The sequence below is a fragment of the Kribbella deserti genome, from assembly GCF_042434725.1.
In the GTDB taxonomy this organism is placed as follows: domain Bacteria; phylum Actinomycetota; class Actinomycetes; order Propionibacteriales; family Kribbellaceae; genus Kribbella; species Kribbella deserti.
Genome location: NZ_JBHLTC010000014.1, coordinates 163,298 through 178,874 on the forward strand (window position 1 = coordinate 163,298; position 15,577 = coordinate 178,874).

General features: G+C 69.5%; 18 protein-coding genes and 1 riboswitch. Of the genes, 6 read left to right on the forward strand and 12 right to left on the reverse strand.

Features of this window, described 5'->3' with window-relative positions:
- Nucleotides 1-98: 98 nt before the first annotated feature.
- From ACFFGN_RS12265 to ACFFGN_RS12290, 6 genes are all read right to left on the reverse strand, one after another.
- Entirely contained in the window at nucleotides 99-617 is a 519-nt protein-coding gene (locus tag ACFFGN_RS12265; RefSeq protein ID WP_380046629.1) for a histidine phosphatase family protein, read from the reverse strand.
- A 47-nt stretch (nucleotides 618-664) separates the two neighbouring features.
- Nucleotides 665-1,432: a CbtA family protein gene (locus ACFFGN_RS12270; protein WP_380046631.1), complete on the reverse strand. Its 768-nt coding sequence runs from the start codon at nucleotides 1,430-1,432 to the stop codon at nucleotides 665-667.
- 10 nt (nucleotides 1,433-1,442) lie between these two features.
- Nucleotides 1,443-1,646, reverse strand: coding sequence for a CbtB domain-containing protein (locus ACFFGN_RS12275; protein WP_380046633.1), 204 nt, complete (start codon nucleotides 1,644-1,646; stop codon nucleotides 1,443-1,445).
- Nucleotides 1,647-1,700: 54 nt separating this feature from the next.
- Nucleotides 1,701-1,766: riboswitch (cobalamin riboswitch) on the reverse strand.
- 90 nt (nucleotides 1,767-1,856) lie between these two features.
- On the reverse strand, nucleotides 1,857-2,495 hold the full coding sequence (locus ACFFGN_RS12280) for a hypothetical protein (RefSeq protein ID WP_380046635.1): 639 nt from the start codon (nucleotides 2,493-2,495) through the stop codon (nucleotides 1,857-1,859).
- A gap of 138 nt (nucleotides 2,496-2,633) precedes the next feature.
- The gene (locus tag ACFFGN_RS12285; protein WP_380046637.1) at nucleotides 2,634-4,016 is read right to left on the reverse strand and encodes an MFS transporter; all 1,383 of its coding nucleotides are present in this window, start codon (nucleotides 4,014-4,016) and stop codon (nucleotides 2,634-2,636) included.
- Nucleotides 4,017-4,791: 775 nt separating this feature from the next.
- A complete protein-coding gene (locus ACFFGN_RS12290; RefSeq protein WP_380046639.1) occupies nucleotides 4,792-5,160 on the reverse strand; it encodes a DUF1304 domain-containing protein in 369 nt (122 codons plus the stop codon).
- Between the two features lie 84 nt (nucleotides 5,161-5,244).
- Here ACFFGN_RS12290 and ACFFGN_RS12295 point away from each other — a divergent pair, with 84 nt between their 5' ends.
- Entirely contained in the window at nucleotides 5,245-6,048 is an 804-nt protein-coding gene (locus ACFFGN_RS12295) for a thioesterase family protein (RefSeq protein ID WP_380046641.1), read from the forward strand.
- A 57-nt stretch (nucleotides 6,049-6,105) separates the two neighbouring features.
- On the opposite strand, the gene ACFFGN_RS12300 is transcribed toward ACFFGN_RS12295, so the two are convergent.
- A complete protein-coding gene (locus ACFFGN_RS12300; RefSeq protein WP_380046643.1) occupies nucleotides 6,106-7,860 on the reverse strand; it encodes a DEAD/DEAH box helicase in 1,755 nt (584 codons plus the stop codon).
- Between the two features lie 146 nt (nucleotides 7,861-8,006).
- On the opposite strand from ACFFGN_RS12300, the gene ACFFGN_RS12305 reads away from it, so the two are divergent.
- Entirely contained in the window at nucleotides 8,007-8,534 is a 528-nt protein-coding gene (locus ACFFGN_RS12305; RefSeq protein ID WP_380046645.1) for a DinB family protein, read from the forward strand.
- Nucleotides 8,535-8,586: 52 nt separating this feature from the next.
- Here ACFFGN_RS12305 and ACFFGN_RS12310 read toward each other — a convergent pair whose 3' ends face one another.
- Nucleotides 8,587-8,730 (reverse strand): hypothetical protein, encoded by a 144-nt coding sequence (locus ACFFGN_RS12310; RefSeq protein WP_380046647.1) that lies wholly within the window; start codon nucleotides 8,728-8,730, stop codon nucleotides 8,587-8,589.
- Nucleotides 8,731-8,871: 141 nt separating this feature from the next.
- On the opposite strand from ACFFGN_RS12310, the gene ACFFGN_RS12315 reads away from it, so the two are divergent.
- Both ACFFGN_RS12315 and ACFFGN_RS12320 read left to right on the forward strand, forming a co-directional pair.
- A complete protein-coding gene (locus ACFFGN_RS12315) occupies nucleotides 8,872-9,264 on the forward strand; it encodes a hypothetical protein (RefSeq protein ID WP_380046649.1) in 393 nt (130 codons plus the stop codon).
- A 168-nt stretch (nucleotides 9,265-9,432) separates the two neighbouring features.
- The gene (locus ACFFGN_RS12320) at nucleotides 9,433-10,872 is read left to right on the forward strand and encodes an ankyrin repeat domain-containing protein (protein WP_380046651.1); all 1,440 of its coding nucleotides are present in this window, start codon (nucleotides 9,433-9,435) and stop codon (nucleotides 10,870-10,872) included.
- Nucleotides 10,873-11,035: 163 nt separating this feature from the next.
- Here the strand turns inward: ACFFGN_RS12320 and ACFFGN_RS12325 are convergent, their stop codons facing one another.
- Nucleotides 11,036-12,244 carry a calcium:cation antiporter gene (locus tag ACFFGN_RS12325; protein WP_380046653.1) on the reverse strand — a complete coding sequence of 403 codons (1,209 nt, stop codon included), beginning with the start codon at nucleotides 12,242-12,244 and terminating at the stop codon, nucleotides 11,036-11,038.
- 115 nt (nucleotides 12,245-12,359) lie between these two features.
- Between ACFFGN_RS12325 and ACFFGN_RS12330 the strand changes: the two genes are divergently transcribed.
- Nucleotides 12,360-12,848, forward strand: a complete 489-nt coding sequence (locus ACFFGN_RS12330) for a GNAT family N-acetyltransferase (protein ID WP_380046655.1) — start codon at nucleotides 12,360-12,362, stop codon at nucleotides 12,846-12,848.
- An 81-nt stretch (nucleotides 12,849-12,929) separates the two neighbouring features.
- Entirely contained in the window at nucleotides 12,930-13,832 is a 903-nt protein-coding gene (locus tag ACFFGN_RS12335; RefSeq protein WP_380046657.1) for an SCO6745 family protein, read from the forward strand.
- On the opposite strand, the gene ACFFGN_RS12340 is transcribed toward ACFFGN_RS12335, so the two are convergent.
- From ACFFGN_RS12340 to ACFFGN_RS12350, 3 genes are read right to left on the reverse strand one after another with little or no spacing between them, the layout of a single operon-like run.
- On the reverse strand, nucleotides 13,829-14,023 hold the full coding sequence (locus ACFFGN_RS12340; protein WP_380046659.1) for a hypothetical protein: 195 nt from the start codon (nucleotides 14,021-14,023) through the stop codon (nucleotides 13,829-13,831). The two genes, ACFFGN_RS12335 and ACFFGN_RS12340, sit on opposite strands and share 4 nt — an antisense overlap.
- Nucleotides 14,020-14,634, reverse strand: a complete 615-nt coding sequence (locus tag ACFFGN_RS12345; protein ID WP_380046661.1) for a TetR/AcrR family transcriptional regulator — start codon at nucleotides 14,632-14,634, stop codon at nucleotides 14,020-14,022. The genes ACFFGN_RS12340 and ACFFGN_RS12345 overlap by 4 nt, the downstream gene beginning before the upstream one ends.
- Nucleotides 14,635-14,686: 52 nt before the next feature.
- The gene (locus tag ACFFGN_RS12350; protein WP_380046663.1) at nucleotides 14,687-15,556 is read right to left on the reverse strand and encodes a LysR family transcriptional regulator ArgP; all 870 of its coding nucleotides are present in this window, start codon (nucleotides 15,554-15,556) and stop codon (nucleotides 14,687-14,689) included.
- Nucleotides 15,557-15,577: the final 21 nt, after the last annotated feature.

Sequence of the window (15,577 nt, forward strand, 5' to 3'; positions counted from 1 at the left end):
CCGCGCTGCCCACCACTCCCATTGAAACGCCCGCTTCACCGCGAGCGCCCCATCCGCCCATCCGCCCTCCCGCTCGCGCCAGTTATCCACAACCTTTGCTAGAGGCGGACGGACCAGTGGGCGCGGCGGGCGGTGAGGCGGACTTGGGCGAGGGGGCGGATGTCGAGGCGGCGGAAGCCGGACGGCGGGCCGTCGATCGCGTGCAGGACCAGCGCCGCGACCACCGTCGGATGCACCACCGCGACGACCGTACGGCGCGCCGGTCCATCGGGCCCGGCCGCGAGATCGTCAAGCCAGCTGCCGGCCCGGAGAATGAGGTCGTCGGCCGATTCCCCGCCCGGCGGCGCGGCCTCCGGCGAGGTGATCCAGTCCTGGATGCCGGTTTCGCTCGTGAGCAGATCCTCGAAGCGGCGGCCGGCCCAGTCGCCGTACTCCCGGTCGCGCAAGCGTGGGGAGAGCCGTGCGCGCAGGCCGAATTCCTCGGCTGTTCGCTGTGCGGCCACCTCCGGTGATACCCAGGCCTCGACGGCCGGCTCGAACCCCTTGCCTTCGGCAACAAGCTGCGCGATCGGCCGTAGCGCGGACGGATCGGGCTCGCCGTCGCCGCCCAGCACCATGCCTCGCAGGCCGGGAGTCAGTGCGTGGGCGACGAGCGTGAGCTGAATCAGGCGGCACCACCTGCGGCCGGGACGACCTCGACGGCCGGCTTGGCCGCGCGATCGACGAGGGCGGCGAAGGCGAATCCGAGCAACAGCCACAGCACGGTCTGCGTACCGAGTGCGGCCAGCCGGAACTGCCAGAGCAAGGTCGCCGGGAAGGTGCCCGGCACCTCGTTGACGGCCGGGAGGATGAGGTACGCGATGGCGACGGTGGTGACGAACGCCGCCGCGCCGAAGGCCGGACGGATCCACGCCGCGGGCCGCTTGAACCGGTCATCGGCCCATCGTGGCGCCGCGACCGAGGCCCAGACCGCGAGCAGGCCGATCACCAGGGTGAGCAGGTAGCTGACCGTGCGCGTGGTGATCGTTTCGGGATCACCCACGGCCGGCGGATTCGCTGGGTACTTCAGGAACGGAACCAGCACGATGCCAACAAAACCGGCGGCGGCCAGCCCCAGTGCGGCGTACGAGTCGCTCGGCGTGCGGAGGCGGCGGCGCAACAGCGCGAAGGCCACCGCGAAGATGCCGCCGAGCGCGACGCCGTACAGGCTGGTCGCGAGGAACAGGCCGGCCCGCTGACCGTTGCGGCTGATCAGCGGTTCGTCGCCTGGGGTTTCACCGGCGTGGGTGTGCGCGGACGTGCCGGCCTCTTCGATGGCGATCGCGGCGTCGATGTGCGGTTCGCCCATCACGTACGCGAAGGTTCCGGCCAGCAGGCCGGCGAAAAGTCCCGCGATCAGTCCACGCACCAGCAAGGAGCAGAAGGTGCGCATGTCGCCGGCTCTAGTGGCAGGGCACGCCGAGTAGGTGGCGGCCGTCGTGCATCAGCTCGTGCAGGAACATGCCGGACCGGGAGACGCCACCCTGGTCGAACGTGACCAGATACGCGAGCAGCAACAGCACGCCGGCGGTGAGCAGGGCGGTCGCGAGCAGCCGCGGCGAGATCGCCGGCGCGGCCACGGTACGGGCAGGAGTGGGTACGGTCATCGAAAACCTCCAGGGGAAGTGCGCGTCCCCATCGAAAAGGCTGCGAATGCCCGAGCGTCCTGACTGACGAGCGTGGCTCGATCACAGTGGCGCGGCCGTACCGGGTTTTCACCGGTTTCCCTCGAAACATCGCAGATGGCTCTCGAACCGTAGGGCTCCACCCCTGCCCGGGTCAACGCGTCATGCGTCACCCTTCGTGGCCGGGCGAGTTCAGGCCGCGGGGGTGTAGGTCACCACCAGGCGGGCATCGGCTGACCGGAACCTCTTCCACTGGTACCGATTGGCCTCGTCCGGAGCCTTCAGCCCGAGCGAGACGACTCCCTCGTCACTGAAGACGGCGTGCTGGACCGCACTGGTCAACGCCCCGGAGAAGCTCAGCAGCTGGTCCGGCTGACCTGCGCCCGACCAGGCGTTGCCGGAGACCGTGGCGAGGTGGTGCCGCCAGTGCCCGCCCGAGTTGTTCCACGTCAGTGGAATGGCCGGAGAGATCGGAGCGGTGTAGAACAAGTCCACCGGCGTCGGCTGGCCCGTCGGGCTGTGGTCGAGCCAAACCTCGAACCGCGCGTCATGCACCGTCGCCCCTCGGAGCGCGGCGATGGATGCCTGGAAGAACGACCGGTACCGCGCAGTGCCGTCCCACGCGTAGCCGACCTTCGCGCCCTCGTGCCGGTCGGTGTTCCAGTAGGACCAGTTCGGGTTCGCGGAGTTCACCTGGGTCCAGGTATCGGCCGGCAGCGAAACCATCACCGGCGTCGAGTTGCCGACGGCAACCGCCTCACCGGCCAGCACGGGCACGGTGATGGCCGCGCCGAGCAGCCCGAGCGCACTTCTTCTGCTGTACTCACGCATAGGTGAAGCCCCCACAAGGTCTAATGGTCAAGGCCTTCAAGGTGGCACGCGCATCGTCGCCGGCCAACCTGTTCGAGGGTCACCGAAAAGGTCGCGCCACCTTGGTCACAAGCGTCCGATGAACGACGACACGCCTGGTCACAAGCGTCCGATGAACGGGATGCCGGCGCGGCGGGCGGTCCAGGTGCCTAGGAGGGCGATTAGGGCGGGGAGGGCGAAGGCGGTCAGGTAGGCGGTGTTGGCCGAGTGCGGTTCGATGGCGGCGAAAAGGGAGCCGCCGATCGCGAGCACCGTCGCGGTGGCGAGGGAGTCGCTGAGCTGGAGGGCCGAGCTGTTCGCGCCCTGCTCCTCGCGGGCGGAGTACTCCAGGATCAGCACCGACAGCGTCGGGAAGACCGTGCCCATGCCGAGTCCGGCGAGGCCCCAGCCGAGTACGCCGACCAGGACCGGCACGGATGGGTGGAGCGTCAGTACGGCGGTGGTGATGCCGAGCACGATGAGGCTCATGCCGATCTGCATGAAGGCCGAGTGGGACAGCGGCTGATTCGGCCGGCCGCGGTACCACGAGGCGGTGAACCAGGCGAGCGCGCTGATCGTCAGGACCAGTCCGGCGAAGGCCGGGGACAACCCACGCTCGCGGGTCAGCATCAGCGGCAGGAAGACCTCGGCGCCGAAACCGGCCGCCGCGACCATGCCGCGCAACGCGACCACCGACGGAAGGCCACGGCGGATCGTGAACGTGCCGGCGGGGAGCAGCCGCGGGGCGAAGACGATCACCGCGCCCAGGCCGATCGCGAGTAGTACCACCTGCAGCGTGCCGGTCTGCTGGCCGCCGTAGTGCAACAGGCCGACACCGATCGCGACGGCGACCGCCCAGGCGGTACGGCGATTCCAGATCGAGTCGGTGGATCCACTCACCGGCGGCGCCATCCGCCCGAGGCCCGGCCGCATCACCAGCGCCGCGGGAATGGCCAGCACCGGCACCGCGAGGAAGACGATCCGCCAGCTGGCGTGCTGCACGATCAACCCGGCGATCGCGGGTCCGACCAGCGACGGCACCACCCAGCCGGAGGCGAAGGCGGCGAAGATCCGCGGCCGGAGTGCCGCCGGGTACAGCTGCCCGACCACGACGTACAACGCGACGGTGATCAGGCCGGAGCCGAAGCCCTGGATGATCCGGCCGACGACCAGCACCTCCATCGTCGGCGCGAGACCGGCGATCACCAGGCCGGTGAGGAACCAGGCCGTGCCGTGCCACAACGGCCGGGCCGGGCCCTTGGCGTCACTCCAGGTACCGGACATCACCATCGCGATGACGGCCGCCGCGAGCGGACCACCGAAGGCCAGCGCGTACCAGGACAGGCCGCCGAGGGCCACCGCCACGGTCGGCATCGCGGTGGTGACGGCCAGGTTCTCGAACGCCACCAGCGTGATCAGCGCGACCATGCCGATGGTCAGGGACCGATAGCGCGGGGACAGTACGCCGATTCGTTCGGCGGGCGGGGTCGTCATCGTCTGCATGTGCTGAACCCTGGTACTTCAACACGGCTTGAAGTCAAGCGCGCGACCTCTCGGAATGCGCCGATGGAGGCAGACCGGCGACCGGCGACCGGCGACCGGCGATCGGCGATCGGCGATCGGCGGGATTGTGGTCGGGCGTGTTCGGCAGGGCCGGTGCGACGCGGGCGTGCGTCTTCGCTCGCGAGTGGTCGCCAGTGCGCATCCGCGAGTGGTCGCCAATGCGCGTGTGTGCGCGTGTGCGTCTGCTCGCGGAGGCAGGGTTTCGCGTGGTCACCCGTCCCCTGAGGAGTCGCGGATTGTCAGGCCGGGTCGGCCAAGGACAGCGGGCTATCAGGGGGACGGATGGGTACGTCCGGTCGACGCGAGTGGTTCCGTACGCTCCGCGCCGGGCCCGCGACAGGCGTCGGGTGTCGCGGTCGCTGGCCGAGGTGGAACCCGGGGCGGGCCGAGGTGGACGTGGGGCCGAGGTGGACGTGGGGCCGAGGTAGTGATCCCGAGGTCCGCTGCCGAGTTTGTGTGCGGCTACCCGGTTGCAGCCGGGTAGCCGCACACGAACTCGGTAGTGGGCGCACCACAACCCGGTACGCGGCCTACAACCCGGTAGTCGGCCCGGGCGCGCGCCGTACCAGGGCCGAACCAGCGACCTACGGCGGACAGACGGGCGAAAGACGGGGGCGGAAGACGGGGGCGGCAGACGGGGGCGGCAGACGGGGCAGCCCGCGGGATCGGGATCGGGCGGCAGGTGTGGAGGTCGTCGCTGACCTCAGCTCGTCAGTCAGAGTGCGGCGGCGAGGATGAGGCCGAGCAGCGGCGGTCCCGCCTGCATCGCGGCGGACTGCAGCATCCGGCGGTCGGTGGCGATCAGTACGACCCCGGCACCGACCATGCAGGCGCAGGCGAACAGCGCGATGGCCTCGCCCTTGTCGCCGAACAGGAACAGGCCGCCGATCGCGCCCAGGCCGAGGAAGAGGTTGTAGAAGCCCTGGTTGAACGCCCAGTTGCGAACGATCTCGGCATCGGCCGCCGAGGCGATCCGGAATCGCTTCCAGACCTCGGGCTTACGGAACAGCAGGCTCTCCATCGCGAAGATGACGAGGTGGAAGGCGCCGGCAAGGGCGACAAAGATCTGTGCGGCAGTGTTCACGTGCTGATTGTCAACCACCCGGACGGTAATCGGCGGGCATACCGACACCATGGGTATGTTGCGATCACCGATCTTGGGGGCTGAATGAGCGAGTTCGAGACCGATACCGCGGTCGAATCCACCGGCGACGGCGTTTACACCGCCACCGTGACCGACCGCTGGAACGCCGTCTCCGGCCGGCCGAACGGCGGTCATCTGCTGGCCATCGCCCTGCGCGCCCTCAGCGCGGAACTGCCGCAGCCGGATCCGCTGGTGGTGTCGGCGTTCTTCCTCCGGCCGGGCCTGATCGGGCCCGCCACGATCCAGACCTCGGTGGTTCGCGCGGGCCGCCGGGTGGCGACGGGCGAGGCGCGCCTGAGCCAGGACGGCAAGGAGGTCATCCGGCTCACGGCGTCGTACCTGGACTTCGGGCAGACCGCCGGCCGTACGGCGATCCTCGGCCAGGCGCCGGAACTACCCGCGCCCGAGGACTGCGTGAACCCGATTCCGCCAGGCGGCGTACCGGGTGTCACCGTCGTGGACCGCTTCGAGTTCCGGTACGCCGAGGTGCCAGGGTGGTTCCGTGGTAAGCCCGGGCACGCGCCGACGAGCGAGTTCTGGGTGCGGTTCATCGACGGCCACGAGCCGGATGGCGTAGGCCTGGCGGCGCTGGTGGACAGCGCGGCCCCGGCGGTACTGGATTTTGGCGTACTGAACTCGTCCACGATCGAGCTGACCGTGCACCTGCGGGCCCGGCCCGCGCCGGGCTGGCTCGCCTGCCGGGTGTCCACCCGCTACGTGATCGACGGCTTGCACGAAGAGGACTTCGAGATCTGGGACAGCAAGGGCGATCTCGTCGCCCAGTCCCGCCAGCTCGGCCTGCTCACCGAGCCACCGGCTGCCCCGTAACGCCGAAGAACCCGGGATGCGCATCCCGGGTTCTTCGAACGTGTACAGCTAGGAAGGTCAGCGGCGACCGGTGCGGCTCGCGGACGAGAAGGCCGCGGCACCGGACGGACGGCTGGACGCGCCCGGGGTGGTGGTCGAGTACGACTTGGGCGCCGCGCTCGCCTTACCCCGGCTCGCACCGCTACGAGCGCCACCACCCGAGCGACCCGCGCCGGAACCGCCGGCAGTGGCTCCCGCCCGGCCCGAACCGGAACGGCTGGAACGGCCCGAGCCGGTCGAGCCCGACGCGGCACGCGCCGTACCGGCCTCGGCCTTGGGCTTGCCCGCGCCACCAGCGCCACGACGGCGACCGCCGCCACGACCGCCACCGGCGCCGGCACCCGCGGTACGTCGTACCACCTTGTCGGTGGCGACGGGCGCCACCGGCGTGACGAAGGTGCGCTCGCCGGGGGCCAGTTCGGCCAGCAGCGGGTCGCCCACACGCAGGCGGGTGACCTTGGCGGCGATACCGGCCTTGCGGGTCAGGTCCCGCACGTCGCGAACCTGGTCGTCGGTCATCAGCGTGACCACCGTGCCCTCGGCACCGGCGCGGGCGGTCCGGCCCGAGCGGTGCAGGTAGGCCTTGTGCTCGATCGGCGGATCGGCGTGAATGACGAGGGTGACGTCGTCCACGTGAATACCGCGGGCCGCGATGTCCGTCGCCACCAGCGTGGTCGCCGAACCGTCGGAGAAGGCCTCCAGGTTCCGCGTCCGCGCGCCTTGCGACAGGTTGCCGTGCAGCTCGACCGCGGGCACGCCCGAGGAGATGAGCTTCTTGGTCAGCGACTTCGCGCCGTACTTGGTGCGGGTGAAGACCAGTGTGCGGCCGGGTGCGGCGGTCAGGTCGACCAGCACCGGCAGCCGGGTGTCGGCCTGCACGTGCAGCACGTGGTGCGACATCTTCGCGACCGGCGACTGCGCCGAATCGACGCTGTGCGTGATCGGGTTGGTCATGAACCGCTTGACCAGTACGTCGACACCGGCGTCGAGCGTCGCCGAGAAGAGCAGGCGCTGACCGTTCGGCGGGGTCTTCTCCAGCAGGCGGCGAACCGCGGGCAGGAAGCCGAGATCGGCCATGTGATCGGCCTCGTCCAGCACGGTCACCTCAACCGCGTCGAGGCGGGCGTGGCCCTCCTTGACGTGGTCCTCGAGGCGGCCGGGGCAGGCGATCACGATGTCGACGCCGTTGCGCAGACCGGTGATCTGCGGGCCGTGCCCGACGCCACCGAAGATCGTCATCGTCTTCATTCGCAGCGCGTCCGCGAGCGGCGCGACCGAGGCCTGGATCTGGGTGGCCAGTTCCCGGGTCGGCGCGAGGATCAGGGCGCGCGGCCGGTTCGGCTGGCGCTTGGTGCCGCTCTCGGCGAGACGCGCGAGCAGCGGCAACAGGAAGGCGTAGGTCTTGCCCGAGCCGGTCCGGCCGCGGCCGAGCACGTCGCGCCCGGACAGCGAGTCGGGCAGCGTGGCCGCCTGGATCGGGAAGGGCTGGTCGATGCCGTTGGCCGCGAGGGCCTGGATCAACCGGTCGGACAGCCCGAGCTCGGCGAAGCTCACATCCGCCGGCACGTCGCTGACCTGGTCGTACGTCGTCACCGCGGCGACGGATTCCGTCGTCACGGTGCCGGTGGCACGCGTCTCGGTGCCGGTGGCGCGCGGGGCGCCGGTGTTCGGGGTGCTACCGCTGCGGCGGCGACGGCGAGGCCGGTCGGTGCCGCGAGGAGCGGTGGATTGGGCAGTGGGCGTGCGGGTTTCACTGGGGCGGCGGGCCGCCATAGGTACTCCAGAAAGTCGAGGGGTCGTCCTGCCCGGCGCAGTCAGGTGTGACCGCGGCGCGTGGTGGTCGACAGCGAAGCGGCCCGAGGCAGAACTGGGCGGACCGTCACTCATAGTGTACGGCATCGGCTTGGTAACGTCCGGCCGTGACGAATACCGAGTTCCCGGACGACCGGCTCAGGGCGCCTTTGATCGCTGGCGAACGCGAGATGCTGAGCCGCTGGCTCGACTTCCACCGGGGCACCTTGCAGTGGAAATGCGCGGGTCTGTCAGGTGATCAGCTGGTTACACGGAGTGCGCAACCGTCCACGATGACCCTGCTCGGACTGGTCCGGCACATGGCCGAGGTCGAGCGCTGGTGGTTCCGCAAGATCGCCGGCCGCCAGGCGGTCGAACCGCGCGCGTGGACCGACGAACACCCCGACGGCGACTTCGATCTGGTGGACCCGAACCGGGCTGAGGAGGACCTCGCCATCCTCAGGGCCGAGATCGCCGCCGCCGACGAGGCCGCACGCGATCTGGACCTCGACGACGTTTTCACCCACCCGAATCCCAACCGTCCGGGCCCGATCTCGCTGCGCTGGATCTACGTCCACATGATCGAGGAGTACGCCCGCCACAACGGCCACGCCGATCTGCTGCGCGAACGCATCGACGGCCGAACCGGCGAATAGCGTTATTTTCGGGCCTTTGGCCGGGCCTCTTGTCGGCGTCTTTTCTGGCTGGTCAGCGCACGCGCTGTCCGGCGATCACCACCGCGCTCGGCCGGGCCAGCACGTCCAGGTCGTCCCGCGGGTCATCGTCGTACGTCACCAGGTCCAGGTCATTGCACGGTACGTCGAGCGGGGTCCGCCGTACGTCCGGCTTCAAGAGGACTCGCGTTGCGTCGGGCCGAGGTGCAGGACACGCGGCAGGTCGGGCCGGGTGCGGGACGTGCGGTGCGTCCGGCTGCGAGGGGACACGCGGGCAGGGTGCGGTTGGGTGCGCGGCGAGGCGCGGCAGGATGGGGGGATGAGCGAGCAGAGGATGGCGGTCAAGGGCGGTTCGCCCGTGGTGTGGGCGGTAGGCGCGGCGGTGGCGACGGTGGTCGCGTATCTGGCCTTGCTCGGCTGGCACGCGGAGAAGACCCTCGATCCGGCGACCGGACGCGAGACCGGCCCGTACGAGGCGTGGCAGGCGATCTCGCTGGCGGTCGTGATCGGCATCCTGGCCGCGATCATGGGCCGGGCCGGCAAGGCGCTGCTGGCGATCGAGGTCATTCCCGCCACGCTGGCCCTCGTGTTCGCGATCGACGCGGCCACCGGCGACAACGCGGACGGCCTCTGGGTGATCGGCGCCCTGCTGGTCCTGATCTGCGCCGCCGCGGGCGTTGCCGTGGTGGCCCTGCTGCTTCAGCGCAAGTGATCGCCTGACACCGGAGCGCCCGCCGGTTACGATGCCGGTAGGCGCTCAGGGTGCCACCGGTCCGCGGGAAGGGCTCAGCCCACCTGGCGAAACAAGGGTGTTGCCGTTCGGCCAACCTCCTTTCTCGCCTGATGACGCGGACGGCAGGCCTCAGAGAGGAGGTCGCTGATGCCGACCTTGAACCTGCCCGACAGTCCGCGCCTGGACCACCTGAAGAAGCAGGCCAAATCCCTGCTCCGCGCGTTGCGCGCCAACGATCCAGACGCGCTCGCGCTAGCCGCGGAGTTCTATCGCCCGGCGGTTCCGCGACTCGCGGATGCTCAGCTGATCACCGCCCGCCGGTACGGATTTGCCAGCTGGTCCCGGCTCGTCCGGCACCTGGGAACCGTCGAGCGGTACACGCGATCACCTCACCGCCAACCCATCGGTGATCCGTCCGCCGCCCCCGAGGACGAGTTCCTCCGGCTGGCGACCGTGTACTACGCGGGCGACGATCCCCATCGCCGGGACCTTGCCGCTGGGCTGATCGAGAAGGTTGCCCGGAGCAACATCTACACGATGGCGGCGAGCGGCGAGGCGGCGGCGTTGCGCGCCGTGCTGGCGAACGACCCGTCGCTGGCCAACCAGCAAGGTGGTCCGTACCAGTGGGAGCCGTTGCTCTACCTGACCTATTCGCGCATCGAGCGGGGTGACGCGCTGGCAGCGGCCCGGGTGCTCCTGACGTACGGAGCGGACCCGAACGCGGGCTTTCTGTGGCAGGGGTTGCCCTCGCCTTTCACCGCACTCACCGGCGCCTTCGGGTACGGCGAAGGCGATCCTCCGCCGCACGCCAACCGCCTGGAACTCGCGCGCCTCCTACTCGAGGCGGGCGCCGACGCGAACGACAGCCAGACCATGTACAACTGCGGTCCGGGTGGCAATCCGCCGAACGCGGACCACCTCCGCCTCCTGCTCGAGTTCGGCCTCGGCCAAGGCGACGGCGGTCCCTGGCACGCGCGGTTGACCTCGGCCCATCCGACACCGGCCCAGCTACTCGAAGACGAACTGGTGTACGCCGCATCCGCCGGGCTGCTCGAACGGGTCCACCTGGTTCTTGATGCCGGTGTCGCCGTCGACGGTCGCGGAACGGCTCACCCGGGCTTCCGCGGGCACAGCGCCTACGAACTCGCGGAGATCCACGGCCATTCTGAGATCGCCCAGCTGTTGCGGGAGGCGGGCGCCGTACCGCTCGACGACGTCCATCAGTTGCTTCGGGCAACAATGCGGGCGGATCGGGACGCGGTAGTGCGGTTGACCGCGGACAAGGGGCTGGCGGCGCGGGCGATCGCGCGCGAACCGTATCTGCCGATCCGGGCGGCGCAGCTGGGCTTGGTGGAGGCCTTACCGATTCTCGCGGAACTGGGCTTCGACCTCAACGTGATGGGCCGATCCACCGCCCTGCACGAAGCCGCCTTCGCCGGCGACCTCCCCACCGTCAAGGCCCTCATCGCCCTAGGCGCGGACCCCACCCTCCGCGACCCCACCTACAACACCACCCCATCCACCTGGGCCACCCACAACAACCACCCCACCACCGCCACCTACCTAGCCACCCTCCCCCACCCCTAAGCCATGCCCCGGCGTGTCATCGGACGCTTGTGACCAGGCGTGTCGGGATTCATCGGACGCTTGTGCCCATGCCCCGGCGTGTCATCGGACGCTTGTGACCAGGCGTGTCGGCGTTCATCGGACGCTTGTGACCGCATCGCGGCGGTGAGGTGACAAGCAGCGGTCAGGGGCTGACGGCGAGGAAGAGGAAGGAGGAGAAGAGCATCAGGTGTACGGCGCCTTGAAGCACCGTGGCGCGGCCGGTCGACAGGGTCAGCATGCTAACCACCACGGTGAGGGCGAACAGCACCATCTCCTTGCCACCCAGCCCCAGTACGAGCGGGCCGTCCAGCCAGATCGACGCGATGGCGAGCGCCGGAATGGTCAGCCCGATACTCGCCAGCGCCGAACCTAGCGCGAGGTTGAGACTCGTCTGCAGGCGGTTCCGCAGCGCTGCACGTACCGCGGCCACCGTTTCGGGCAGTAGCACCAGTAGCGCGATGGCGACGCCGACGACGGCTACTGGCGCGCCGGCCGCTGCGACGGCTGATTCCAGCGTGGGCGAGACCGTCTTGGCCAGACCTACTACCGCGATCAGGCAGAGGAAGAGCAGGCCGAGACTGATCAGCGCGGTTTGGCGGCTTGGCGCGGGCGCATGCAACTCGTCGTCCTCCAGCGACTCGTCGTCACCTACAACGCGCTCAACCACCTCCAGGCCCTCCCCCTGCTCCGGGGCGGTAGACGCTTGGCGGCGGTCCGGCGTCTCTCGATGGCGTTGAACCTCAGGAGTGTCCGCGAGGACCGGGAGGAAGTAGTCCCGGTGCCGAACGGTCTGTACGAACACGAACACGCCGTACATCACCAGCGACGAGACACCCGCGAAGGCGAGCTGTGCCGAGCTGAACGTGGGGCCCGGCGTACTAGTGGTGAAAGTCGGTAGAACCAGGCTGAGCGTCACCAGAGCCGTCATGACCGCCAACGCGCTACTAGACGCCCGGATCCGGAAGTCCTGGATGTGATGCCGCAGCGCGCCGACCAGCAGGGCCAGACCCACGATCCCGTTGCAGGTGATCATGACCGCGGCGAAAACCGTGTCCCTGGCCAGCGAAGCCGCCTTGTCCCCACCCGAGGCCATCAGTGTGACGATCAGCGCGACCTCGATCACGGTAACCGCGAGGGCCAGGATCAACGTGCCGAACGGTTCGCCGACCTTGTGCGCCACCACCTCGGCGTGATGTACCGCCGCGATGACCGCGGCGCCCAGACCCGCGCAGACCAGGATCAGCAGGACCGCGCCGAGGTCGCGGCCCCACGAGACCGCGAGAATCAGTAGGGCGAACGGGGGCACGGCCAGACTCCAGCGCGGCAACCCTTGGACAACGGAGGAAGTCATCGCCATCCACGATAGTCAAGGTCCACGCCATTTCCGTGCTCTTGGTGCCGTTCTCACCAGCAGCGACAGCGGAAACCGGTGGCGGGACCACGCCTGACCAGAGATGCTGACCGGCATGGAGATTCGCGAAGCCACTCGGGCGGACTGGTCCGCCATCTGGCCGTTCTTCCAGCAGATCATCAAGGCGGGCGAGACCTACGCGTACGACCCGGAGATGTCCGAAGAGACCGCGCGCGGCCGTTGGTTGCTCCCGGCACCGGCGCATGTGGTGGTGGCGGTCGATCCGGACGGCGGCGTACTCGGTACCGCCAACATATACGGGAACCGCGAGGGCAACGGCGCTCACGTCGCCAGCGCGAGCTTCATGGTCGATCCGGCCCGGCATGGTCACGGCACCGGCCGGGCCCTCGGGCAGTACGTGATCGACTGGTCCCGCGCGCAGGGTTTCCGGTCGATCACCTTCAACGCCGTGGTGGAGACCAACACCCGCGCCGTCGGGCTGTGGAAGTCCCTCGGCTTCGAGGTGGTCGGCACGGTGCCCGAGGCGTTCCACTCGCCAGCCCACGGGTACGTCGGCCTGCACGTCATGAACCGCTTCGTCTGACCACGAACCGCGTGCCCCAGGGCCATGTGACGTGTGACGCGAGCCGTGTGACGCCGGCCGGGTTTCTGCTTGGATCGGAGCATGAGCCAGCCTGTGGAGACCACCGCCCGCCGGATGTGGCGAGTCCTGGAGCCGTTTCACGCGATCACCTACTTCGCCCCGCAGACCCGTCAGGCCACTGACGCGCTCGGGCTCAAGGGCGGCTGGATGAGCTACTTCGCGTGCCGCGCGGCTCCTCTCGGCCCAGTAGGTCCCGAACTGGTCGCCTCGATCTTCTACAGCTTCCACCCGTCGATGGTGGCTCGCGCGATCCCCGCCGCCTGGGAGTTCGCGACGCCCGCGCAGCTGGTCGAGACTCGCCTGGAAGCCATCGACACCGCCGTACGACGTCAGCTCCCAGAGGTGGACGCGTTGACCCGCGCAGCGGAACTTGCGCGGCAAGCGGCCGAGCTGGCTCCGGTCGACGGACGGGCCCTCGCGGCGGCCAACGCGGCCCTGGACTGGCCGGACGAACCACACCTCGCCCTCTGGCACGCGACCACGGTCCTGCGGGAATCGCGCGGCGACGGTCATGTCGCGGCTCTGGTCACGGCCGGGCTCACCCCCGCGCAGGCCTGTCTCACCATCTCTGCTGCGGGCGGCCCGTCGAAGGAGGTCTTCCAGCTCAACCGCCGGTGGAGCGACGACGAGTGGGCCGAGGCCGCGGAAGGCCTTCGCGAGCGGGGATTACTCGACACCGCGGGCGAACTGACGCCGGCCGGGATCGTCGTACGGCAGGAGGTCGAGGCGACCACCGACCGGCTCGCGGATCAGACCTGGCGGGCGCTCGGTCCGGAGCTGACCGGCGAACTGGAACGGCTGGTCCGGCCGATCAGCCGTCAAATCATGGCCTCGGGCCTGGTCCCCGACGACAACCCCATGGCCATGCGATGGGATCCGTCGGAGCTGACCGACTCGTCAGACCCGGCGAATCGTCCGAGCTAGCGGCGGGCTGCCGGCTTGAAGGTGACGTAGAGCAGCGCCACCCCGAGTCCAGCCAGGATCGGTCCGACGATGGCCCAGAAGGACTGGCCCGTCATCGAACTGCCACCGACATAACCGAGTCCCTGCAGAGTCCAGACGACACCTGCGACGACCATCAGCAACCCGAGCGCGCTGAGCACGACCTTCTTCATGAATCTCCTTCAGTGGTTGCTTGTGCAGGATCATCCTCGCCGATGCGGTCGGCGATGGCTCGCAGCGCGCGGGCCAAGTCGGCGCCGCTCGGCGTTTGTGCCGGGTCCGCCAGCCACATTCCGGCCACGCCCAGCATCATCACCTGGTAGAACGCGCCGACCAGCTGCACGGTCTCCTCGTCGGCATCCGCCTCAAGTGGTCCGAACATCTCGGCCAGCCCGGCCCGGGCATCAGCCTGAAGACCACCAAGCGAGGCCAGTACGTCGGGCAGGTGGTCGGCCTGGCTGAGGATCTCGAACTGGGTCAACCACAACGGCCGACTGGCCGGCATCGCCTCGATCGCCTGGTTCCAGCCCTGCTCGAACCGCGCGCGTGGTTCCGCCTCCGGCGCCGGCCCACCCACCATCGTGTCGCCCAGTTGCTCGCCCCACTCCGCCATCGCCTCGCGCAGCGCCTCCTTCATCAGCGCCTCCTTCGAGCCGAAGTGGTAGCCGATCGCGGCAAGGCTCACCCCGGCTGCCGTCGCGATATCCCGCGCGGTCGGCCGGGTGAAACCCTTCTCCCGCAGGCAGCGCTTAGCCCCGTCGATCAGTGCTTCGCGATTTCCCATGGCGGGAGCATAACGCCGCATCGCACGACTGTCTGGCACGGATGTGCAATGCTCAGCGCAACCCCTTGGCGGCCGCCTCGTGCACCGCGGCGGTGAGCGCGTCGAGCACCCGGGACTCGAGCTTCCAGTGCTGCCAATACAGCGGTACGTCGACCGGCCGGCCGCCTTCGAGTTTCACCAGCCGGCCGTCGGTCAGGTAGTAGTCCTCGGCCATTCCCCAGCCAAGGCCAGCGCGAATCGCCTCGATATACGGCCCTGTCGACGGGACGTAGTGCGCGGGCGGTTCCAGCCGGCGCCGGCTGACCGTACGCAGGAACCGATGCTGCAACTGGTCCTTCCGGTTGAACACGATCATCGGCGCCTCCGCGAGTGCCTCCGCGGGTGGGCGCCCGGCCAGCCAGCGTTCGACGTACGCCGGCGCGGCGACCGCGTGGTACCGCATCTTGCCGAGTCGTTGCACCCGGCAACCTTGTACGGCCTGCGGGTCAGCGGTCACGGCAGCCAGCACGGTTCCGTCCCGCAGCAACTCGGCCGAGTGGTCCTGGTCCTCCGCGCGCAGATCGAAGTACACCGTCAACTCCGCGGGCATCGCCGAAAGCGCGGGCATGAACCAGCCCGCGAGCGAGTCGGCGTTGACCGCGATCGGAACGCGCTCGCCCACCGCCGTACCGCGGACCGCCGCGAGCGCCTCGGTCTCCAGCAGCGAAACCTGTCGGGCCAACCGGATCAGCGCCTGGCCCGCGTCGGTCGCCGTACAAGGTTTCGTACGCCGGACCAGGACCTGGCCGATCCGGCTCTCCAGGCCCTTCATGCGCTGGCTGATCGCGCCGGGAGTGACGTTCAACCGGCGTGCGGCAGCCTCGAAACTGCCTTCCTCGATGATGGCGGCAAACGTCGCGAGCTGTCCGGAGTCGATCTGCATGGCTTAGCCAGGCTAATGCAC